The organism is Desulfitobacterium dehalogenans ATCC 51507, assembly GCF_000243155.2.
GTDB lineage: Bacteria > Bacillota > Desulfitobacteriia > Desulfitobacteriales > Desulfitobacteriaceae > Desulfitobacterium > Desulfitobacterium dehalogenans.
In genome coordinates, this window is the sequence record NC_018017.1 from 4058488 (window position 1) to 4081543 (window position 23056).

At 43.8% G+C, this 23056-nt stretch carries 18 protein-coding genes and 1 other RNA gene; 9 read left to right on the top strand and 10 right to left on the bottom strand.

The window, feature by feature from the left end; all coding sequences use genetic code 11:
• Positions 1 to 30 precede the first annotated feature (30 nt).
• The 6 genes from DESDE_RS19410 to DESDE_RS19430 all read right to left on the bottom strand — a co-directional run bounded on the left by DESDE_RS19410 (position 31) and on the right by DESDE_RS19430 (position 6102).
• Positions 31 to 1110 carry an HsdM family class I SAM-dependent methyltransferase gene (locus DESDE_RS19410; protein ID WP_014795728.1) on the bottom strand — a complete coding sequence of 360 codons (1080 nt, stop codon included), beginning with the start codon at positions 1108 to 1110 and terminating at the stop codon, positions 31 to 33.
• Positions 1111 to 1131: 21 nt separating this feature from the next.
• Positions 1132 to 2046 carry a hypothetical protein gene (locus tag DESDE_RS19415; protein ID WP_014795729.1) on the bottom strand — a complete coding sequence of 305 codons (915 nt, stop codon included), beginning with the start codon at positions 2044 to 2046 and terminating at the stop codon, positions 1132 to 1134.
• On the bottom strand, positions 2043 to 3977 hold the full coding sequence (locus tag DESDE_RS19420; protein ID WP_014795730.1) for an ORC-CDC6 family AAA ATPase: 1935 nt from the start codon (positions 3975 to 3977) through the stop codon (positions 2043 to 2045). The genes DESDE_RS19415 and DESDE_RS19420 overlap by 4 nt, the downstream gene beginning before the upstream one ends.
• Positions 3970 to 4914 (bottom strand): phosphoribosyltransferase-like protein, encoded by a 945-nt coding sequence (locus DESDE_RS19425; protein ID WP_014795731.1) that lies wholly within the window; start codon positions 4912 to 4914, stop codon positions 3970 to 3972. Before DESDE_RS19425 ends, DESDE_RS19420 begins: the two co-directional genes overlap by 8 nt.
• A gap of 392 nt (positions 4915 to 5306) precedes the next feature.
• Positions 5307 to 5657: a transfer-messenger RNA gene (gene ssrA, locus DESDE_RS21390) on the bottom strand.
• A 109-nt stretch (positions 5658 to 5766) separates the two neighbouring features.
• Positions 5767 to 6102 (bottom strand): hypothetical protein, encoded by a 336-nt coding sequence (locus DESDE_RS19430; RefSeq protein ID WP_014795732.1) that lies wholly within the window; start codon positions 6100 to 6102, stop codon positions 5767 to 5769.
• Between the two features lie 167 nt (positions 6103 to 6269).
• On the opposite strand from DESDE_RS19430, the gene DESDE_RS19435 reads away from it, so the two are divergent.
• From DESDE_RS19435 to DESDE_RS19475, 9 genes are all read left to right on the top strand, one after another.
• Positions 6270 to 7622, top strand: a complete 1353-nt coding sequence (locus tag DESDE_RS19435; protein WP_014795733.1) for a YeiH family protein — start codon at positions 6270 to 6272, stop codon at positions 7620 to 7622.
• Positions 7623 to 7694: 72 nt separating this feature from the next.
• Positions 7695 to 8060, top strand: coding sequence for a hypothetical protein (locus DESDE_RS19440; protein WP_014795734.1), 366 nt, complete (start codon positions 7695 to 7697; stop codon positions 8058 to 8060).
• 274 nt (positions 8061 to 8334) lie between these two features.
• Positions 8335 to 9684, top strand: coding sequence for a YeiH family protein (locus DESDE_RS19445; RefSeq protein ID WP_014795735.1), 1350 nt, complete (start codon positions 8335 to 8337; stop codon positions 9682 to 9684).
• Between the two features lie 187 nt (positions 9685 to 9871).
• On the top strand, positions 9872 to 12013 hold the full coding sequence (locus tag DESDE_RS19450; RefSeq protein WP_014795736.1) for a PAS domain-containing sensor histidine kinase: 2142 nt from the start codon (positions 9872 to 9874) through the stop codon (positions 12011 to 12013).
• Entirely contained in the window at positions 12010 to 13401 is a 1392-nt protein-coding gene (locus DESDE_RS19455) for a sigma-54-dependent transcriptional regulator (RefSeq protein WP_014795737.1), read from the top strand. The genes DESDE_RS19450 and DESDE_RS19455 overlap by 4 nt, the downstream gene beginning before the upstream one ends.
• A gap of 120 nt (positions 13402 to 13521) precedes the next feature.
• Positions 13522 to 14175 carry a TetR/AcrR family transcriptional regulator gene (locus tag DESDE_RS19460; protein WP_014795738.1) on the top strand — a complete coding sequence of 218 codons (654 nt, stop codon included), beginning with the start codon at positions 13522 to 13524 and terminating at the stop codon, positions 14173 to 14175.
• The gene (locus DESDE_RS19465; RefSeq protein WP_014795739.1) at positions 14172 to 14876 is read left to right on the top strand and encodes an ABC transporter ATP-binding protein; all 705 of its coding nucleotides are present in this window, start codon (positions 14172 to 14174) and stop codon (positions 14874 to 14876) included. The genes DESDE_RS19460 and DESDE_RS19465 overlap by 4 nt, the downstream gene beginning before the upstream one ends.
• The gene (locus tag DESDE_RS19470) at positions 14870 to 17248 is read left to right on the top strand and encodes an ABC transporter permease (protein WP_014795740.1); all 2379 of its coding nucleotides are present in this window, start codon (positions 14870 to 14872) and stop codon (positions 17246 to 17248) included. Before DESDE_RS19465 ends, DESDE_RS19470 begins: the two co-directional genes overlap by 7 nt.
• Before the next feature lie 57 nt (positions 17249 to 17305).
• A complete protein-coding gene (locus DESDE_RS19475; RefSeq protein ID WP_014795741.1) occupies positions 17306 to 18634 on the top strand; it encodes an efflux RND transporter periplasmic adaptor subunit in 1329 nt (442 codons plus the stop codon).
• Here DESDE_RS19475 and glpK read toward each other — a convergent pair.
• From glpK to DESDE_RS19495, 4 genes are all read right to left on the bottom strand, one after another.
• On the bottom strand, positions 18629 to 20125 hold the full coding sequence (glpK, locus tag DESDE_RS19480; protein WP_014795742.1) for a glycerol kinase GlpK: 1497 nt from the start codon (positions 20123 to 20125) through the stop codon (positions 18629 to 18631). The genes DESDE_RS19475 and glpK overlap by 6 nt on opposite strands.
• A 199-nt stretch (positions 20126 to 20324) precedes the next feature.
• Complete coding sequence (locus DESDE_RS19485) at positions 20325 to 21914, bottom strand: prenyltransferase/squalene oxidase repeat-containing protein (protein WP_014795743.1); 1590 nt, start codon at positions 21912 to 21914, stop codon at positions 20325 to 20327.
• A gap of 77 nt (positions 21915 to 21991) precedes the next feature.
• Entirely contained in the window at positions 21992 to 22585 is a 594-nt protein-coding gene (locus DESDE_RS19490) for a DUF3793 family protein (RefSeq protein ID WP_014795744.1), read from the bottom strand.
• A gap of 35 nt (positions 22586 to 22620) precedes the next feature.
• Complete coding sequence (locus DESDE_RS19495) at positions 22621 to 22911, bottom strand: DUF2325 domain-containing protein (RefSeq protein ID WP_014795745.1); 291 nt, start codon at positions 22909 to 22911, stop codon at positions 22621 to 22623.
• Positions 22912 to 23056: the final 145 nt, after the last annotated feature.

Sequence of the window (23056 nt, forward strand, 5' to 3'; positions counted from 1 at the left end):
TTTCTATGACACAGATAGCCTGGTCTCGTATCACCCTCCCAACGATTCATACCATGTACTAAAATCATCTATAGTAATATAGCGAGTAGCAACGCCTTTTAACGGAAAAGAGTATACCTGTCCTTCTAATTTCTGGGCAACAATTCCATTTGGATCTTTAATGCAATACAGACAATCCGATATTATTATATTACCTCCAGTGTGCTTGCACCACTGACCAGCAGATTTTCCTATTCTACTCACAATGATGTCTCCATCTTCCGCGTATACAGGGGTCCGTTTGATTTCAGAAACGTAGCGTATTGAAGGTTTCCACGGATCCTGTCTCTTTGCTGTGTGTAGTATTGGAGTCCCTGTGGAAGTGAAAGAGTGACTAGATATATTGCCACGTCGAAATTGTAATTTTGATTCCGAATTCTCAATGACGGTAACCTCATCCCACTTTCCCGCTCTAATTTGAGCTTGGGGTATAATGGCTATCTCTGAAGTAAAATACTTGGCATCTTTAAATGCAACAGAAAGAAGTTTTGTATACTGTTTATGTAAATTAGTCGATTTAATAATCAATGCATAGCTATTGATTTTTGCAGGTCCAAAAGTATCTTCTGGCAAGCGGATAATTTCTTCAATATGGTATTTGTTAGCGAGGTATTTACGGATTTTGATGTTACTCTGAGCATTCACAAATGTACTGGGCATAATTATCATCAAAGTTCCCTCTTGTCTAAGCAAACGAAGATTGGCCAAAAGCATTTCTATTTCTAAGCGAGAAGTCGAGTATTCGCGAGGTAAGTCTATATATAAATCCGGAAACTCCCTTTTTTGACTTACAAAATCAAAAGGAGGGTTAGCTAAAACAAGAGAGTATTGCTCACTATGTTCAATAGCATACTTTCGTCCATCTGACTGTATTGTTGAGACGTTAGAAGAGCTGTGACAAATAACATCAACACCAATCAAATTTGCTTCAGGCCAGCGTTTATCTGCCGCATTTAACAAGTTACAGCTTCCACAGCATATATCAATTACTGCGCCTGGCGATGGTATTTCTATTCGGTTAACCAAGAGTTTAGCAATTGCAGGAGGTGTGTAAAATTTACTGTAATTCAAGAAACGCCCTCCTTCTTAAAGTTAAGTATTAAGAAATGATGAAAGATGATATACCTTAATATGAGTTATTCCTTCTGTTCGATGTTCTCTTTCGACAACATAATCATAAACAATGCGTGCATTAGGATGATTGCAAGCAAAAATGGCACAAGCCATAGAATGCGGCCTAGTTCCTAAAGGAGCAATGACTACTTTTTCATCCGCTTGAATGCAAGATTTCATTAAATTTACTGCTTCAAAAACACTTTCAGAAAAGCATTTGTGTATTGTAAGGTCAGGTGTTTCACTTTGAAGAATATCCATACTATTCCACATCGTAACATTGTACCACTGAGGTTCACCGGAGGGAAAGGCTACTACTGGAATCAATTTTTTAACATCATGCACAGATTCTAATATGCTTTTTAATCTAATTCCTTCAAATCCAATAAATGAGCATAATGTTTGGGAGTTGCTCTCGCGCCGTATAAAGCCAGGAATGGATTTCACTCCTAAAATTTGATCACATAAAGAATAGCCAACAGTACCACTTTGCTTACTATAATGATGTGGCCGAATATATGTAGCAAATAGCGTTCTAGGAATAGTATGTGTTATCAGTTGTTTTGTTAGAAACATAATTAACACGTGGTCTAAGCTACATAGATCTAAAATGACATTCTTTTGTTCCACCCTACATAAATTCAAGATTTTAGGGGTCCCAATTGTTAAGTCTATTGTTCCACATCGCGGTAAGTCAGTTTGAGTATAATAATTATATTGAATTCTTTCATTGTCCAATAATTCTAGAAGGAGAATATCTTTTCGTCTTTCCATCCACAAATTGTAGAAAAACGAACTTCTTTCCTCAGCTCTAGGGACTCCCGCAATAAGAAGATCAATATTATCATAAAGATATTCTGCTATATCGTTGAAATCATATTCTTCTCTAATCACAATTTACCTCCTTGACTAAAGTCAAAGAGAGACATTTGCGTCGTTTCTAGAACTATTTCTTCTGTTTGAGACTTTTTAAAGTAACTCCTAAATCCCATTTTTGCCTTATTATCATCACCACTAAATAGCTGCTCTAAAATATTAGCATCTAGCTGAATTTTTCTTTGATTACGATACGAAATCATAAAATATGGTACATATATTTTATTTATGTAGTAATCTACAGTCTCAGGAGAGAGTTTTGATTGCTTCCTTTTGGTTGGTTCACCTTCTTGTAACACATTCCACATAATAGCAGAAGCTATTAGTTCTTTAATGTGCATTGATAAAGAAAGATCTTTTGTGCTAAAATGATTCGGCTCTGGTTCTCCTAAAGTATTTAACTCAGCTGTATGCAAATTGTAGAAAATCAGACCCAGGTATTGGATGAAAATACGAAGCTCTTTACCATGGGGTTCATAGCTCGCAATGTCTAAGACTTTGTATTCACTTACATACTTTGCCGCTTCAGTTTGGATTTCTGGTGAAATTGGATTATTCCAATGATAATCATCTAAATAAGTAATTCGGAACGCTTGTTCACAAAGTTCTAGGAAATATCTTACGATATTCGAAGAAAGCGCAGCATAAACTTCAAATCCATAGTACATCTTTTCTCTTTTAAGTTCCTTACATAGCAAAAAAATCAAACCATGTTTTCTATTATGCATCCAGTCATTATATCTTTTTGATTTGCTAGTATATGCTTCGTATAATTCTTTTAAACTGGGTGTATATGTGGTCTTCCGACATAGCAACGCAAAATGTAGTCGTGAGTCCAAAAGAGGTGCTTGGTCGCATAATATAGCTATGTACATTTCTATCTCTTCGTTAGTAGTATTTTGTTCTTTACCTAATTTCTTGATTATTTCACGCAATTTTTTTATATGAGGAGCGTTAAAAGTGGACGCAGTGATCCGTTCTAACTCATCATCCACTTTATATGTACCAAGATAATATTCTATATCTTCAGAAGCATATTCAGGAATTTTTCCTTGTTCCTTTCCCAATAAAATTCTTTTTCGGCATATCTCGCAAAGAACAATCAGATATTTTTCAGAATCTATTCCTAAAGTTAACATTTCATAATCGTGCGGAGCTTCAATAGTCTCTGTGCGAGAAATTGTTTCCTTAGTTTTCATGCCTTGTGGGCGCAAGCCAATATTAAAAATGACTGGCAAAGTACTATGTTTAATAAGGGTATTAATTATTTTCTGTTGATATAACTGAAGAGTTTCATATTCATCAATAAATATTTTAAATAAAATCTCTCGTCTAAACAGTTTACTACAGGAGCTACAAATATCCGAAATTAGACGATGTGCATTTACCCACCGTAACCCCGTAATATTATTACTTAACATTATTCCATTTATTTGATCTTCTATCATGTCTAGATACATATCAGTTTCTTGGCGAAAACTTAGTAACGTTTTAGAGGTACTAGCAGTATTAAACCGTTTAGAAAAATCGCAAACAAAACTTGTTAGTTCTTTTTCGTCAATTGACATGTCTTGACTGATTTCAATAATCAAATCTATTAACTCTTGTACAATACAAATACTAAAGTAGGTTTCAAAAACCGAATTCCATTGGTTTTCTTCTCGTCCGCACATCGAAGAAACAAAAGTTGTGTCAACGCGATAATATATTCCAACAAACTCATTATTGTCAAGAAGTTTGCTTGAATGTAATTTCTCTTTTCTGATTTTAGATAATACTTGACGCCAAGAGTTACATTGGAAGAACATGGTTTTACCGCTACCTCGCCCCCCTTGCACGATAACCGGTTTCCCAGCTCCGTCAAGCCCTGGGAAAGGAACATAGTATTTCCACAAATCCCTCATCTGCTCTGCGCGGTTTTCTTTGAAAGGATTAAATTGATTAAGCACTTGAGTTCTTCCTCCTCATTAACAACTTCCAGTCTGGACGTTCCTTCCAGAACATTGGCAAAGACCAGTCAGGAATTGTCTTATGCATAATAAACGCAAAGTCTAAGTCCCCATGCCCAAATAAGGGAATACCGTGTTCTTTTGTCAGCTCAGAAAAAAGCGTCTGGGCTTGATGTCTTTCTTCTTCATTTGTCCAAATATAAGAGTTTTCAAAAAAAACACGTTGGGAATCACTTAGCATTCGCACACAGCAAATATTTAGCTGTGGTATTTCTCTCTTTAATTGGTCAATACTTTTATCGTAGCCAAAAAGTGTGAGATAGCTAATGTCAACAGAGTTCAGTTTACAAAATTCATCTAAAGAAATCTCTATACCATCGATAGATAACTTTGCCGTGTCATTCCAGAAACCTCGTAGTTGATCTCCGCTTCCTATGCAATCATCTATAATAACCAACCTTGAATAACGTCCAGTCTCTATAGGGCCCACAGCATCATCCAAAAACATAGACTGATGAGCATCAACCAGTTGCTGTTGAACCAATAAACGAGCCAAATAATTTGCACTTTCGTGCGGAGAGTCACTGTCCAAAAGGGGAATAAAGCATGTCTTTTTCAGTTCGTCTTTTAAAACGCTTGAAAGAGCGTGAGCACTAAAACCGAATTTTGCAGACTTCTGCTTATCAAGAAGGATATTGTAGAATAGGCAATTGTAAACTCCTTCTCGCAAAGCATCTATCACGTCATTTTCGGAATAGTAAATCAAGTTTGCCAATAACTTATAAACCAGCAGCAGCTCATTCGGATTAAGTCCTTTGAAATTGTTTACCCATTGATCAATTTCTGCTTTTGTTATACCAGACCACTGTTGTTGCGTAAGCATAAAATTAATAAATGCTTTGCACTTGTGAATTTGCTGATTTACAGTCCCTTCCATCGGCAATACCACCCTCTGAAAATATTCTCTGCACATATTCTGGCTACCATGACAATAATTTATATAGATATATACCTTCTAGCATGGCTAGCAGTCACTAATAACTTATATGATAGATCCCCTAAATTTTTATATTAGTCAATTAATTATGCGAACCACTACCATTCTACAATAATTCCATGTTTTCCTTCAATTCCCTTTATTAATTTTTATTAAGACAAAAAAGCCAGACGAAAAATCGTTCTGGCTCTGGCTTTTTAAATCATCTAAAACCTTAAAATAATTTAATATGGAAGCATATACTTTCAAAATCGAAAAGGCAGCATATCCTTTCAATAGTGAAATTTTATGGGTATTGCCACACATTATGTTCTATAACTGGTGGGTTTGTTTGGTGGAGGCGAGGGGAATTGCACCCCTGTATCGAAGAGCTGCCACAAAAGCGTCTACGCGTGTATCCTTCTCTTTAAATTTCACCTCATGGGCTCCAGAAGGCAGGATCCTTCCGAGGCTATCTCGATAATCTTAGCTAATAACTCCGAGAATTGTCATTAGAGCAGTCCTACTAATTTGACACCCTGACCCTTCATCGTAGGCTAAGAAGGCAGGATGCTAGCGGCAATTAAGCTGCTAGAGCGTAATTATCGTTGTTAACTATTAAGGTCCACCGTTTAACGAGACCAGGTGGAATCTCGACGCGCAACTCTTGCCACCGCTTCCCCGAGCGAGTCTAAAACGCCCCCTTGTGTTGTTTTACAATACATAGTATATCATTTTTTTGCATAAATGATAGCGGTACATCTTACTTTTCCAGCTTTTCTTTAGATATTTTTGATAATAATTCCAAATGATCTATTCTTTCTTGAACATCCCTTCAATTTTATCCTTATATTTTTCGGCTTTGCCTTCTAACTTATCCGCAATTTCTTCGGCCTTATCTTCCACTACATCCTTTAATTCTTCAGCACGTTCCATCATATCTCCCAATTTATCTTCGATGTAATCTTTAATTTCTTCCGCCCGTCCTGCTATAACCCCGGCTTTGTCTTCGGCTAAATCTTTAATTCCTTCAACCTTTTGCTTTACCTCAGGTTTATCCAAAAGTTCCTCTGTCTTTTTCACTGCACCGTCGATGCGCTCTTTCGCTGCATCGACTACTTTATTCAGATTATCCTTTAAATGATCCATCTTTATCCCCCTTTTCTCGCTTTAACTTTTTACCCTTATTACTATAAATATTCCACTTTTTCGCAATTATAGCATATCCCTTCCCCTTGCAACAACTCTTGTTGACGATATCGAATGAACATGTGACAATAGGAATAAATAGCTTGAAAGAGGAGAGGGATCAACCATTGGGCTATGTATCTACAACAAAAAAATCCACGACTCCTTCGGGCGGCTGGTCCGATCTTTGGAAACAAGAGGATTATTGGGCCATGTGGCTGGGTCTGACGATCGTACTGCTGGCTATCTTATTTTGGAGTACCGGCAATAATTTCATGAATTGGATTGTCCTGAAAATACCCGACTACAGTGATTATCATACCGGACTGAATTATATCTTCGATCATAAAAGCTCCCTTTTCGTACTTTATCTGTTTTTGCTCGTTTTATGTTCAATTGCTATAAAAGCCCTAACCGGAGAAGTCAAGGGCTTCTTAGTAGGTTTTACCTTTCTTTTTTTATTAAGTATTTTGGTTTCCTTTTTAGGCTCCTGGGATATCATGAAACGCTATAATATTGAGACTCCCCTTCTGGCCCTTTTGGCAGGGCTGTTAATCAGCAACTTTTTACGGATTCCCTACTGGCTGAGTGCCGCTCTGCAGACTCAGTTTTATGTCAAGTTAGGCATTGTGCTGATGGGTGCTTCCTTGCCTTTTACCCTGATTATTCAAGCCGGTTCAACCGCCTTCGCCCAAGCCACCATTATTGCTGTGGCAACCTTCCTCACCATTTACTGGACGGGTACGCGGTTTTTGGGTCTCGATAAACGATTCGCAGCAACCTTGGCAGCAGGAGGCTCCATCTGCGGTGTCTCTGCCTCCATCGCCATTGGGGGTGCGGTAAAAGCAGAAAAGCAGCATGTGTCCATTGCCATCTCCGTAATTATTCTTTTTTCCATTATCATGATTTTCATCCTGCCTTTAGCCATTAAAGCTTTGAATGTTCTTCCTGGGCCGGCGGGAGCTTGGATTGGTACGGCAGAGTTTGCCGATGCTCCGGGGATGGCTGCAGCCGCTGCCATCAATGAACAAGCTATTAAAACCTTTACCCTGATGAAGGTGGTCGGCCGTGACATGTTTATTGGCATCTGGTGCTTTATCATGGCTCTCACATCCGTCACACGCTGGGAAAAACGCTATTCCGGAACCAGCCCCAATGCACTGGATATCTGGTTTCGCTTTCCGAAATTTGTTTTGGGGTTTATTATCGCCTCGATTATCATTACGATTTTAGCCGCTTCGGCTGATGCCGTTACTTCAAAAGCCATTGACAGTCATATTATCAACCCGATTATTGAATTGCGAAATTGGGCCTTTATTCTTACCTTTCTTTCCATTGGGCTGTCCAGTCGTATAAAAGAGCTGGCTTCAGTAGGCTGGAAGCCCTTTGCTGCTTTTTCTGCAGGGGTTTTAGTCAATATCCCCTTGGGTTACCTCTTATCGGTGGTCATTATGGGCAACTATTGGACAACGATCAAGTAACTATCGGCAAAACTGTCACCTTGGCTTGCAACGCCTTGTGGCTAGTTTATATAAAGTAAGGAGAGTAAAAACATGCACCCAGATAATGAAACCTGCGTACAAAGGGCTCGATTCTTTTTCTATTTTTCTGAAAAAACCTGGGAACCTGGAGAAAAGCCTCCCTTAGAAGACATCCTGAAAAGCAAGAAGATCAGCCCGCAAGCTGTCCGCAATTTAAAGGACTTTTTGTCTATCCGATTAGAGCGGATTGCTACTATGTTGGAGCTTCTGACGGAAGCTCATGACGATTGGGCCATGACGGGCAAAAAGGAGTATATCCTTTTGGAAACGGAAACTTATGATTTTAATCATGCTCTCAAACTCCTTAAAGATCATGGCTTTAAGGACACTGAATTTGTCCTTAAAGTGGAATATACCCGCAAATGGGGCGTCCTGTAACCTGACATTATGTCCGGACAATTTGTCACAACCAGACAAATTGTCCGGTTTTTTTATTATCTCCCCGGCTTTGTTAAGAACCCCGAATCCCTTTATTTAAGCTAGAATTCACAAGAGCAAACCGTTGGCATAAGAATTGCTTATAAATTAGTTTACGAAATCAAATAGTACCTAAACAAATACGACAAAAGGAGATGACACTATGTTTTATTCCTCAAGCTGAACCCAGTCTTTGGGCAACCTGGTCTAAAAACTACTTTTGGAGGGTATTAAGATGGCACAAGTTGAAACAAATAAACCAACCTCTCCTTCCGGAGGCTGGTCCGATCTTTGGAAAAAGGAAGACTATTGGGCAGTCTGGCTTGGTTTAGGGGTAGTCTTAGTTGCGATTTTGCTCTGGTCCACAGGCAGTACCGCTATGAAATGGATGGCCATCAGTGTACCGAGCTATTCGGAATTCAGCAAAGCAGCAAGTTATGTCAGCACTCATGTCAGCGGAATTATCGGTCTCTACCTACTGTTTATCGTCCTCTTCTCCATCGCCGTGAAAATTCTGGGCCATAAACTAAGCCAGTTTATTCCGGGATTTACGATCGTCTTTATCATGAGTCTCGCGGTCACCGTGTTGGGGTCCTGGGATGTCATGAAAAAGTTCAACCTGGAAGCTCCCCTTCTCGCTCTTGCCGTTGGACTGATTATCGGTAACTTTATTAAGCTTCCCAAATTTATGGATGCTTCCTTGCGGACGGAGTTCTTTGTTAAAACCGGGATTGTACTCATGGGCGCCACCCTTCCTTTCACATTAATTCTCCAATCCGGTCCGGTGGCTTTTCTTCAGGCAACCATTATTGCTGTCACCACTTATCTGACCATTTACTGGGCTGGAACCCGCCTCTTTGGCTTAGATAACCGTTTTTCCGCTACTTTGGCTGCCGGCGGCTCTATCTGCGGCGTATCCGCTTCCATTGCCATCGGGGGTTCCGTTAAGGCTGAAAAGCAGCATGTTTCCATTGCCATTTCCTTAGTTGTTGTTTGGGCCATTGTCATGATCTTTGCTCTTCCCATGTTTATTAAGGCCTTTAACATTCCTCCCGGTCCCGCCGGAGCCTGGATTGGAACTTCTGAATTTGCCGATGCGGCAGGAATGGCTGCGGCAGCCTCCATTAACGAACAAGCCATCAAAACCTTTACTCTCATGAAGGTCGTGGGACGGGATATGTTCGTTGGCATCTGGTGTTTCATCATGGCTTTCATCTCGATCACCAAATGGGAAAAACGCGAGGATGGAACCAAACCGAATGCCGGTGAAATTTGGACTCGCTTCCCCAAATTTGTCTTAGGCTTTTTTGTCGCTTCCATTATTATCACCGCCTTGGTAGCAGGAGTGGATGCCCCTACTTCAAAGGAAATCTCTGCGCAGGTTATTGGTCCCATCAAGGAGTTAAGAAACTGGGCCTTCATCTTCACCTTCCTTTCTATCGGTTTAACCACTCGCTTCAAAGACCTCACTTCCGTTGGCTGGAAACCTTTTGCCGCGTTTACCACAGGGGTTTTAGTGAATGTACCTCTCGGTTACATCCTCTCGGTCATCGTGATGGGCAACTACTGGACAATGGTTCAATAAGGTTCATCGCCATGCCCAGCGCGGCGCACCCCATCAAGAAAAAGCCTTCCACAACCGGGAAGGCTTTTTCTCATAACTGGACTCAAAAAAATTTCGACATGAACATTAAAGGGTTGTATTATATACTGGAAGAAGCTTAAGCATGATTTTATGGTGATGATGAAAGCATTGGGATGGAGGCCAAACCTTGAAAGAAAATTCAATTCCCTGGTGGATGCGTATAAAAGTACATTTTCTCTTGTTTGGGATCGCCATGTCGATTCTTCCTCTGTTTTTTCTGGGCTATTTAGGTTTTACATCCGTACGGCAGAATCTTCAGATGGATATTTATGAGCAAAACTTTGACCAAGTCTCCGTACTTGCCCGGGAAATTCAGGATGCCATCGCCACTATCGAAAATAGCTTAACTTTTACGAAGACAACTACTGTTCAGGCCTTGACGGGAAGCGATGAAGCATCACGTCAGTTGATTTTGGAAACCTTGTTGCAGAAAGAACCTTCTCTTAAAGAGCTTAAGGTTTATGATGCCAACTTTAGAAGCATAGCTCAAATCAATCGTCAGGCAAGTGCTCCGCCGAATTCATCAACCAACGCCCCTGAACCTATCCTCTCTTCAGAACGTCTCTCTCCTATAAGTGACCTGTACTTTTCCCAGGAAGGCCAACCTGAAATCCGCCTTACTGTGACCATTCAAGACCCTATGGATGGAAAATTCCTGGGGCATCTGCAGGGAACCATCGAACTAACAACTATGATCAACCGCTATTTTAATTTTCATTTAGATGAAGGAAAGTATGTCTTCTTAGTTGATCGGTCCGGAACATTGATAGGCCAAACAGATTCCGATCTTCATTTCCATGAGGAAGACCTTCGTCAGGCTCCTGCCGTCCAAAGTTTCATGGCAGGAGAGCTTTTTTCCACTGGGAGCGAGTATAAAAATTATGCCGGCGTGAACGTTATTGGCGCCTTTGCTTCTATGGATACCCTCAACTGGGGGGTATTTATCGAACAGCCTGCTCACGAAGCCAATAAACCCATCTTTGAGTTGGCCCTTCGCCTCATTATGATTGCCGTCTTAATCATGGTCCTGGTGATGATTATCAGCATTTCCTTTGGCTTAAAAGTCGTTCATCCCATTGAGAATCTTGAATCTCAAGTCAGGCGAATTATCCAGACCGGCGACTTGGAATCCCATATCCCCATTGAGAGCTGGGATGAAATCGGCAGACTGGTAAAATCCTTTAACCAGCTGCTCAATTCCTTAGATCAAAAGAATGAAAATTTAAAGAACGAGAAAGAACTCTTGACCACCGTCGTAGATGGAGTCGGCGCCGGAATGGTGCTGTTGGATTCGGAAAGAAAAATACTCTGGTGGAATGCGAAGTTTGCCCAGTGGTTTGGTCAGCAGTTCGCCCATCTCCCCTGTGAGCAGGTCATTGCCGGACAAGGAACAGAGGGTATTCTCCTGGAAAACGGCCGGACCATCTCTGTCTTTCTCCATGAGGAACGCCGGCATTTTCGTCAGATGTACTATGAACTGTCCCCGGATAATCCTGAGAATGCGGCTTATCTCCTGCTTCTTGATGACGTGACTCAGGAAGTGGAAATGGAGGCCCGCATGATTGAGACGGATAAGATGGCTGCCATCGGACTCTTAGCCTCGGGGGTAGCTCATGAAATTAACAACCCCTTAGCTGTCGTTGCCGCCTATAGTGAGGATTTACTTGAACGTTTAGACGAAGAGGATTCCGGCCCCAGCCAAGAAGAGATTAAGCTGGGCTTTGACACGGTCTTGGAGCAAATTGTCCGCTGCAAGCAAATCACCGATGGTTTGCTGGGTTTTGCCCGCAAACGCGATTCAGGCAGTGACCTCATTGATCTTGGGATAGCCAGCGCTCAGACTCTGGGACTTTTGGAGCATAAAGCCAAACAAAAACATCTTCACATTCAATTTCATTCAGAAAACAGTCTCTTCGTCCTGGGCAATGAAAACGAATGGCAGCAAGTCGTGCTCAACCTGGTGACCAATGCACTGGATGCTTCTTCCGAAGGAAAAGCCATCGATGTCCGGGGGTACCGGGAGGGCAATACAATACAGTTTATCATCCAAGATTATGGAGAAGGCATTCCTCAGGACCATCTCAAAAAAGCCCTTGATCCGTTTTTTACCACCAAATCCCCAGGCCAGGGCACAGGCTTAGGTTTATACGTGAGTTATGGAATTATTGTCAAAATGCATGGTGAAATGGCCCTAGAAAGTACGGAAGGACAGGGCACTAAGGTGAAAATTTCCTTGCCCTTCCATGAAGCAGGAGAACAAAGCTCATGAAGCACAGTCAAAAAGTTTTAATCCTCGATGATGAAAACACTTTGCGAACCATTATCGCTCAGCGTTTAAAGCGCAAAGGCTATGACGTCTTGGAGGCCGGCACGGCCAGTGAAGGGATGGCTTTCCTTAAAGATACTTTAGTCGATGCTGTCTTATTGGATATCAAACTGCCGGATGGTGATGGGCTGACCCTGCTGCCCAAAATTAAGCAGATCCAAACAGATCTGCAGGTCATTATGCTGACCGGGAACGGGACCATTGAGTCCGCCATTGAAGCCATGAAACTCGGCGCCTATGATTACCTGACCAAGCCCTGCAATTTATCAAAGCTTGACATCACTTTGCAAAAAGCCCTGGAAAACCGCAAGCTGTTGATGGAGAATACCGGACTGCGCCAAGTTGTCAACCGCCAAACTCCAGAGTTAACCATCATTGCGGAAAGTGAAGCCATGACTTCACTCCTGGAGATAACCCATAAAGTTGCTCAGACGGATACCTCTGTCCTTATCCAAGGAGAGAGTGGTGTCGGCAAGGATCTGATTGCCCAAGCCATCCATTTCTGGAGTTCCAGAGTCAATCGTCCCTACATCCCCGTCAATGCCGGGGCCATCCCTGAGGCTCTCATCGAAAGCGAACTCTTTGGACACGAAAAAGGCGCCTTTACCGGTGCCGGGACTCAAAAAATCGGCTTAGTGGAAATGGCTGACAACGGCACCCTCTTTCTCGATGAAATCGGGGAAATGCCTCTATCTATTCAAGTCAAGCTGCTCCGCTTTTTAGAAAGCGGAGAATTCAGGCGGGTTGGCGACACCCGGCTGCGACGGGTTGATGTGCGCATTGTGACGGCGACCAATCGCGACCTGTGGCAGGAGATCATTCAGGGAAGGTTTCGTGAGGATCTCTTTTACCGCTTAAATGGGCTAACCCTCCTGGTTCCTCCTCTGCGGGAACGGCGCCGGGATATCATCCCTCTTGTCAATCACTTCCTGAAAACTCAACGCAAAGATTTGCTCCATGAGCGGTATATCTTATTGCCGGAGACCCAGGAACAATTGCTGAATTATGATTTCCCTGGCAATATTCGTGAACTCTTCCATCTTATCGAGCGCGGCCAAATCTTATCCTCCGACGGCACCATCACCCCCAGTGACATTTGGCCGGAAAAATTGACTCAAGTTCTGAAAGCCCCACCAGCTTTCGATTCGAAAGAAGAATTCTTCCGTATCTTTCAGAAGTGCTCCTATCCTTCTTTAGAGGATGTGGAAAAGGCTTTTATCCTGTCTACCCTGAAAAAGGCCAAAGGACATAAAACTCAAACAGCCAATTTATTGGGAATTAGTGTGCGCAATCTCTATCGCAAACTCCAGGCTTATAATATGAATGAGTAAAGATACAGCCTTATCTTGACGATATGACACTCCTGTCATACACTTAAGATGACAACTGTGTCATCTTTTAGAAAAGTCCCTCATATGGAATATAAAGTTATAGAAAGGAGAAGGATTTCCTTGCCTACTCAAACCTTTTTCAATCTGCCTGAAGAAAAAAGGAACCGCATCCTTGAGGCTGCCATCCAGGAATTCGCTGCCTATGCATTTGACCAGGCGAGTATTGCCCGCATCATTGAGCAAGCAGGGATTCCCCGGGGAAGCTTTTATCAATATTTTAAAAATCTCAAGGATTTGTATAAGTACATTTTTAACCTTGCTGTAGAAAAGAAGCTCCAGTATTTTGAGGCCAAAGTCCCTGACCTTCATGGCGATGGCTTTGAATTCTTCTCCACATTACAGAGGCTTTTCACGGTAGGCCTGGAGTTTGCTCAGGATCATCCTGAGCTTCTGGCCCTTGGTCATCGCTTTATGAAAGAGACCAACGTCCAACTTCGCGAGGAAGTGATGGCTGAACAAGCCCCTAAATCCACCAATTTTTACGGAAATATGCTCCAGCGAGGCTTTGAATTAGGACAGCTGGACCCTTCCGTGGATTACTCAACCGCAGTTTTCTTTATGCATGGTATGAATACAGCTTTGACGGACGCTTACCTGCCTTTAGAGCAAAGCAATCTCAATAATGCCCTCGAAGATAAAACCTATCTGGATATCATCAATAAGCTTCTCTATCTCCTTGCTCATGGTTTGAAAAATAAGGAGGTGATACCATGACTCTTTTGCTTGAAGGAAAAGGTATCCGCAAGGTTTATCAAACCGGAGAGGTTGAATTGGAGGTCCTGAAAGGGCTGGATTTTCAAATCTTCACCGGTGAATTTATCGTAATCCTTGGTCAAAGCGGGTCCGGGAAAACCACCCTTCTTAATATCATTGGCGGCATGACTCCTCCCACCTCAGGGGAACTGTATTACCGCGACGAGCCCTTGCATGACGCAGATGATTCGGGACTGACCTTTTATCGGCGTCAAGCCGTTGGTTTTGTCTTTCAGCACTACAATTTGATGCCCAATCTTACAGCCTTTGAAAATATTTGGCTGGCCGCCGAAATCGCTGAAGACCCCCTGTCTGTGGATGAAGTGCTTCAGGATGTGGGACTGGAACCATGGGCAGAACATTTTCCTTCCCAGCTCTCCGGTGGGCAGCAGCAGCGGGTGGCCATTGCCCGTGCTATTGTTAAAAACCCTGCCTTGCTTCTTTGTGATGAACCTACCGGGGCTTTGGATATTCAAACGGGTATTCAAGTCTTAAAAGCTTTACAAAAACTCAACCATGATTACCACAAAACCATTATTATCATTACTCATAATGGGGAAATTGCCAAGATGGCTGATCGTGTGTTTTTTATCAAGGATGGGATGTTGGAAAAAATCCAAGTTAATGAGCATCCTCTCCAACCGGAGGAACTTTTATGGTAGTACTGAGAAAGAAGCTGTTCCGGGAGATCCAATCCAATAAAGGCGTCTATTTTGCCTGTATTTTGGTGATAATCATCGGGCTTCTCTCTTATACCTCTATGTCCATCGTTTTGGAAAATCTGGAGCGGGCTCAAAGCAAATTTTATGAGACTACTCATTTTGCCGATGGTTTCATTAAAGTTACCGGCTATCCCGAAAGCCAGGTGAAAAAGCTGGCTCAGTTTGGTGGGATCGATCATGGTGAAGGGCGAATCGTCAAGGATGCCCGGCTTTTTGAAGAAAAATCCGATAGCAATCGCTCTCTACGGCTGGTCTCCATGAGCTTCGAGACTCCACCTGAACTCAATCAGATTCAACTCTTCAGCGGACGCTTTCCCGTGGATAGTTCTTTGGAAATCCTGGTGGATCCAAAGTTTTTCGCTGCCAATGGACTTTCTCTGGGGGATAACCTAACCCTGATCCTGGAAGGAAAGCGTTCCACCTTTACGGTAGTGGGAACCGCTCAGAGCCCTGAGTTTATCTATGCTTTGCGCTCCGCTCAGGACCTTTATCCTGACCCGGAGACTTTTGGTATCGCTTATTTGCCCCATAACTCCCTTAAGACTTTAGTCAAGGAATCCGGCCAAGTGAATGACATCGTCTTCTCCTTGGAACCCAATGCGAAATTCGAGGATGTTAAAGAACTCCTGGAAACAGAACTTAAACCTTATGGCCTCCAAGGAGTATTCCCTCGTAAGGATCAGACCAGCCATGCTATCCTCGAAGAGGAGCTGAGTAGTTTACGCAGCATGGCACAAGCTTTGCCCATGGTCTTTCTGGCCGTTTCCAGTATTATTCTCTATACCATGCTGCGCCGCCTGATTGAACAACAACGGGGAAACATTGGAACCTTAAAGGCTTTCGGTTTTACGAATCAAGAGATCGTCCTTCACTATTTATCCTATCCTCTCCTGATTGGAGGGGTAGGAGGATTGCTGGGAGGACTGGCAGGGATCGCTCTTTCTTATCCTTTAACGGCTCTCTATGAAGAGTTCTTCGCCCTGCCTGGTTTAGAAAGCACCTTTTCTTTAAAGTATCTCTTTTTAGGGATAGCCCTTTCCCTGGGGTTTAGTTTGCTTAGTGGGATGAAAGGGAGTCTGGACATCCTCCGTTTGGATCCGGCCGAGGCCATGCGTCCTGCGGCCCCGGGCTCGGCAAAGAAAACACCCCTGGAGAAACTGCCCGGACTATGGCGGTCTTTCACTTCCCAAACCCAAATGGGCATTCGTAATGTTTTTCGTGCCCCTGTACGCAGCGCCTTCACCGTAGTAGGAATGGCTGTCGTCTTTAGCTTAATGTCCGTTTCCTGGTCCATGGAAAATATGATGGATAAACTCACGACCTTTCAATTCCAGCAGATTCAAACCTATGATGTCAAGATCTCGTTAAATAGCCCTGTCACCTCACGGTCCCTTCAATACTCATTAGCTCATGAGCCGGGAATCACCAGGCTGGAACCACTTTTAGAAGTCCCGGCTACCCTGCAGAACCAATGGCATAAAAAAGAGGTGCCACTCTTAGGTATATCCCAGAATTCTACCCTTTATCATGTTCTCGATCAAAAAGGGAATAAAATCCCCCTACCCGATGATGGAGTTATACTCTCAGAACGCTTAGCCCATCTGCTTCAAGTAAAGGTAGGGGACTCCATCCAAGTGAAAAGCCCTTACCGCCGTGAGTTTATTGCCGAGCAAGATCAAACTCTTATGGTCAGAGGAATCATCCCTCAGTATGTAGGCCTTAATGCTTTTATGGAAATCGATGCGCTCCAGGATTTTCTTCAGCAAGGAGAAATCGCTACCTCAATGCTCATCGGGATGAATGAGGAGGATGTCTCTGCCTTAAAGAGCAAGTATAGGGATGCCAGTCAAGTGGGTTCCATCGAATCCGCCAAAGAAAGCTTGGAAAAAATCGAGGAAATGATGGGCTCCTATGGCTTTACCATCTACTTTCTGGCCGTTCTGGCAGGAATCGCCGGTTTTGCATTAATCTATAATTCCAGTATTATCTCTCTTTCCGAGAGGCAAAGGGAGCTGGCCTCCTTGCGGGTTTTAGGTATGACACCCAAGGAAGTCCTTAAAGTCATTACCTCAGAACAATGGCTTTTAACCCTCCTCGGTATTTGCCTAGGGATTCCACTTTCCTTCGCCCTCTCAGAGGCGATGGGACAATCCATGAGCTCGGATCTTTTCACTATTCCCACAGGAGTTCCTCTTTCAGCTCTTATGGGCGCGGTGGTTGGAACGGCATTGTCCGTATGGTTCGCTCAGACACGAGCTCACCGGAAAATTGTTGCCATGCCTTTTGTGGAGGTTCTGGCTACGAAAGAATAACACCTGTTTAAGACTCATCAATCCAATGAAATAGACTCTAATTGAGGAGGTATTCTTATGTCTGTTGAACCATCTCCTGTCAAAGGTTTTCCGTTCTCCTTCTTAAAAAAGGGCCGGAAACAAGGATCTGAAAAAGTCAGCCAGCAAAACGCCCGAAAGAAAAAAGTTATCATCTTCGGAATGATTGCCGTCCTTGTTCTGGCATCCGTTCTGGCTTCGAGTCTTAAGCCGCTCAAAGGAACAGTGTTCACCCTGGAGCCGAAGGAATTTGTCCGAGGATTTACGGAGGAGGGGCAGGTTTTGGCTGCCAAAGAGTTCCCACTGTATAATTCTGTGGATGGAAAAATTACTGCTATTCATGTCCACAACGGCGATTCCGTGGCCAAAGGACAGGTTTTGCTGGAACTCGATACTACGGATTTGGTTTATCAGTTGGATGCTTTAAAGGCACAGCTTAAAAGTGTGGAAGGCCAGCATCTTCAAACAACCAGCAATCCTAGGGATGCCTTGGTACAGCAGCAAAAACTACTCATTGAACAAGCTGAAAGGGACGCACTGGTTCTTGAACAAAACTACACCCGAATGAAGACTCTCTATGAAGCAGGGGCAATTTCCCTGACCCAATATGAAGAAGCCCAGCTTCAAGCGAAAAAAGCCCAGAACTTTCTGGAACAACAAAAAACCGCTCTAGATTTAATCTATGAGCAGCAATCTCTACCCGGAGCAGAACAGATCTATGCCGGTCAAAAAGATGCATTGCAAGCACAAATCAGCCAGCTTGAGAATAAGATTGAAAAAGCTAAAGTAGTTGCCCCGGAAGATGGTTTTATTAGGGATTGTCATCTTAAAGAAGGAGAGTTCGCCGCCACCGGTCAACTCTTATTGAATGTTTTTGCGGATAGGGGTTACAAGGTAGAAAGCTATATCTTAGCCAAAGAGGCCCCCTCTATTAAGACAGGAGATCCTGTGGAGATCATTCAGGATACTAATTCAGGGAATCAAATTCTAGCCGGAGACATCGAAAGTGTGGAGCCTTCGGCGGTGGAACGTATTTCTCCTCTGGGGTTAAAGGAAAACAGAGTTAAAGTAACTGTCTTTTTACACAGCGAGACGGCCGTGATTATTGGCAGTACCGTGGATCTAAAATTCATCACCCACAGAGAAGAGGCTCAGATCATGATTCCAAAGACCGCTCTTTTTCCCTATGAAGGAGGAGAAGCCGTCTGGGTAGTTCGTGAAGGTAAAGCCCAGATCCAGGCTGTGGTTAAGGGAATGGAAAACGACCGGGATGTCATCATCCTGGAAGGACTTGCTTCGGGAGATCAAATACTTTTGGATACGGACCTTGTTGGGCTTAAAGAGGGTAAAAAGATCAAGGCTCTATGAGTCGAGGGAGCCCATCGTGTGGGTGACGGCCTTCTTCCAGCCTTGATAGTACTTTTCCTTAAGCCCCGCTTCCATCTGAGGTTTAAAGGAGCGTTCGATGTTCGCCTTCCCTTTTAACTCCTCTTTATTGCTCCAAAACCCTGTAGCCAGCCCGGCCAGATAGGCTGCGCCTAAGGCTGTGGTTTCAATACAATAAGGACGTTCCACTTCTACTCCCAGGATATCAGCCTGAAACTGCATCAAGAGGTTATTGACCACCGCTCCCCCATCGACTTTCAGAAGTTGGAGAGGCAATTGGGAGTCCGCCTCCATAGCCTCCAGGATATCTCTGGTCTGATAAGCCATAGACTCTAAAGCTGCACGAATGACATGGTTCTTATTGCTGCCCCGGGTTAATCCCAAAATAGCCCCACGAGCCTCCATATCCCAGTAAGGTGCACCCAGTCCTGTAAAGGCAGGCACCAGATAGACCCCGCCGTTATCGGCAACCTTCCCTGCGAAATATTCCGAATCCCCTGCGGTTTCGATCAGCTTTAATTCATCCCGCAGCCACTGAATCACTGCTCCGGCCATAAAGACACTGCCTTCCAGGGCATAAACTACTTTTTCATCAAGTCCCCAGGCGATGGTACTGATGAGACCGTGCTGAGATTCATAGAGTTCTTCCCCTGTATTAAGAAGCATAAAGCAGCCGGTGCCATAGGTGTTTTTGGCCATCCCCGGTTCAAAGCAAGCCTGACCGAAGAGGGCGGCCTGCTGATCCCCTGCAATTCCGGCTATGGGAATAGAATGCCCGAAAAAACCTTCGGGAGCTGTTTCCCCGTAGATAGTGCTGGAGGGCTTTACCTCAGGGAGCATGGCTAAAGGAATATTGAGTATGCGGAGGAGCTCTGTGTCCCATTCCAAAGTCTTAATATTATAGAGGAGGGTGCGGGAGGCATTGGAGTAATCCGTAACATGAATACGGCCCTTGGTCAGATTCCAAACCAACCAGGAATCCATGGTTCCAAAGAGCAGCTCTCCTTTTTCGGCTTTTTCCTGAGCGCCCGGCACCTGGTCGAGAATCCAGCGGATTTTAGTTCCAGAAAAATAGGCGTCTAAGACCAAGCCTGTTTTTTTCTTAAATAAAGGCTCTCGTCCTTTCATCTTTAGTTCATCACAGAGGGGAGCTGTTCTTCGACATTGCCAGACAATAGCATTGGCCACAGGCTTCCCCGTGTGCTTATCCCAAACTACAGTGGTTTCACGCTGATTGGTAATCCCGATTCCGGCAATCTCTTCAATATTTACTTGATAACGGGCCAGAAGCTCGGCAATGACCCCATATTGGGTGCTCCACACTTCTTCCGGATCATGCTCCACCCAGCCGGGTTGAGGGTATATTTGCGTAAATTCTTTTTGTGCCACTCCTACGATATGGCTTTCCCGATCAAAAAGGATCGCTCGACAACTGGTTGTCCCCTGATCTAAGGCAAGAATGTATTTCTTCATAGTTTTTCCCCTCACAAGAAAGATTAGGTTGGCCCGCTTTCCATGTATAGCCCTTCCCTACTCTTCATAATAAGGAAAACTTAGCTTACGTCAAGCCATAGTGAGCCATAGTGAGATAGATACTAAGGAACCGCTAAAGGCCTGGAAAGGAAAACACCAAGGGGGTCTCACTTAACGCCCCTTGGTTATTGTTTATCCATCATTTCATCAATAGACGCTCATACCGGCTTAAGGCACGAATGGCGGTGAGTGCTGTGGCTATAGGTTCCTCGTAGTCCCACCCCTTAGCATAGATGGCCTTATAGGAGGGTTTAAAAGAACCCTTGAGATCCTGTGAATCCATAAGATTAATGCAGCCCTTATCCAGCACTTCCTGAGGAACAGCTCTGCCATATCTCAACAGTCCGGACAGGGCCAACCCCGTCTCAACTGTAGATCCCCAGCCCCCGTCCTCTTGTTGAGACTCCACGATAAAGTTGATGGCTTTTTGCCTTGCCTCTAAGATATCTCGGGTTATATAGAGCTGTTGCAAATTAAATTTCCACTTACTGAAAAGTTCCAGAGCTTGGGCAGTGCTATAGACTGGCCCTTCGTACCAGGATGAAGAAAAAGCTCCTTGAGCATCCTGCTGAGATAATAACCACCTTAACCCCCGATAGATGAATTCCTCCTGGGATCGCCCTCGTCTCCATAAAGCCTCCAGAGCATGAATGGTGACATCAACACTAGAAATATACACAGGAAACTCTGAAGTTATCTGGGGTGGTGTTCCTTCAAAGCTGGGAAACGTACTCCAACTTCCATCCTTGTTTTGCAGCCTTTTGAGAAGCTGGACTCCCTGAGAATTTTCTACTCCGACCTGATTGAGGCCGATCAAAGCAACCGCCGTGTCGTCCAAATCAGGATGAGTATAGGGGGGAGTGCTGCCATAGCTGCCGTCGACATTCTGTGCCTGTTCTAACCAAGAGACTCCCGGCTCCAACCAGGAGTTATCACCCCACCTATTTCTTGTTTCTCCGGCGATGCAGATTGCCCAACCCATAGCCCAGTTCTTAAGTTGATCAAAGGCCGGCCAAGCTCCATTAGCATACTGCTTCTGAATAAGCCAATGCCCGGCTCGCTGGCACTGCTCCTGTTGACCTCCCAAACGCATAATCCCTAGAATAGCCAGGCTGGTAGCGATAATATCCTCCGACCAAGAACCGTCCTTCATCTGAGTTTCGAGAAGATATTGAATTCCCTTATTCAGTCCATCCTGGGATTCTGTAGCGAGTAGGGAAGCTGCTACCACAACCGGCCGACCATAGAGGGGCAATTTAGCAAGTACACTTTCTTCAAGAATTTTGGGAAGGACGATTTCTTCAGGGGTTGGGCCTTCTAACCCAGGAACTACTCGCTGACCCAAGGTCAAAATCATTTGTGAAAACTGCCTGGCTTGGGAGAGCACTTGGAGCTTCGCCATCCATCCCCCTTGGCTCCCCTGTAGGGCCAGTCGCGCAATCTTCGTTATCTCTTCATCGGGCTGCCCCCCGGGGACCTTCCCCCAGCCTCCACGATTATTCCGCCATAACCACTGAATGCCTCGCTGTTGAGCACTTCTAAACTCCCGGCCCAAAGCCAGCAGGGCAAGGGATGCTAAGGCCGTTGCCCCAGGGCTGGGAGAGACACCATGATCCTGATCAAGCTTGCCCGCTAAAATCTGCTCGACCCCTTCGGACACATAAATCTTAGCTTTATCTAAAGATTCACCTAAATTCTTACCAAAATCCAATCGATCACCTCCATCCATCTCTTTATCCTATGCATAAACATTTTTTTTGTTAGAATAAAAAAAGGAGGCTGTTGCCTCCTGGGAACTCCATTGCTCTATGCACTTTTTCTTTGTAAGCTAAGGACAGCATGAATCACTTTTTCCCGTTCTTCGTCATAAGCTTCAAAGATCTTTAAGGCGTTTTCTACATCCTGATAAACCTTCCAGTACTTACAGGCCAAACAAGGCGCCCCGTTACTCTCAATAAAGGCGGTCACATCTTCCACGGGATAACCCAGGAAAATCCCCAGTTCATGAGGACATTCTTCCTCAAACCGTTTCTTTAAAAAACACAGGCTTTCTTCTACCTTAGACAAATCATCATAGCCTTGCCCTTTGAGGAAGTTTTTATTTTTCCAGACAGATAGACAGTTGGCCAGAGTCTCATCCCGATAGAATAAAACAATAACCCGATCTTCTTTGCGCCTTAGCTCGTAGTAACATACCTGCAGCTGTTTGCAGATTCCATCTTTATAACGATCCCAAAGGGTGTGCATCTCTCGCTTATGGTTAACAAAGGTCATCAAAGAGGATGGCTTAATTTCGGCCAAAGTTGGAGCAATATCATATTGGATTTTATAGAGAAGAAAGTCTCTATCTTCAAATCGGTCTAAAGCTCTAAAAAAATCATGGACACATGCCTTGCTCATTCCTGCCACCTCCTGAAAATACATACCTTAGTTAATCAACATGCACATTCCTCTAACTTACACAACTCCCGTTCCAAGGCTTTTAAACTACTGCTATGACTGCGGATGATGGGAATGTTCCGGTTTTTGGCTACCTTTACGGCGACTTTGACCATAGCATGGGATACGGTTCCGGTAAAAAGAACAATCCCATCCGGATCCCCCATCACTTTTTCAAAACGCGTCGGGAGCTGAGTATAGACTTTTACATTATGCCCACGTTTTGATCCGATATGTATGTAATCCTTTTCCATACGATCAAGTCCACCGATGAGTAATATAGACATCAAACCACACACTCCTTTTCCCTTTATTCCCTGCAATAGTTTTAAATGAACTTGCTATTACTATACTATAATTGATAATGATTTTCAATATCGTATTTGTTTCTATTTTTTGTTCTTTGCCACTTTTTATTCACCTTCAATTACC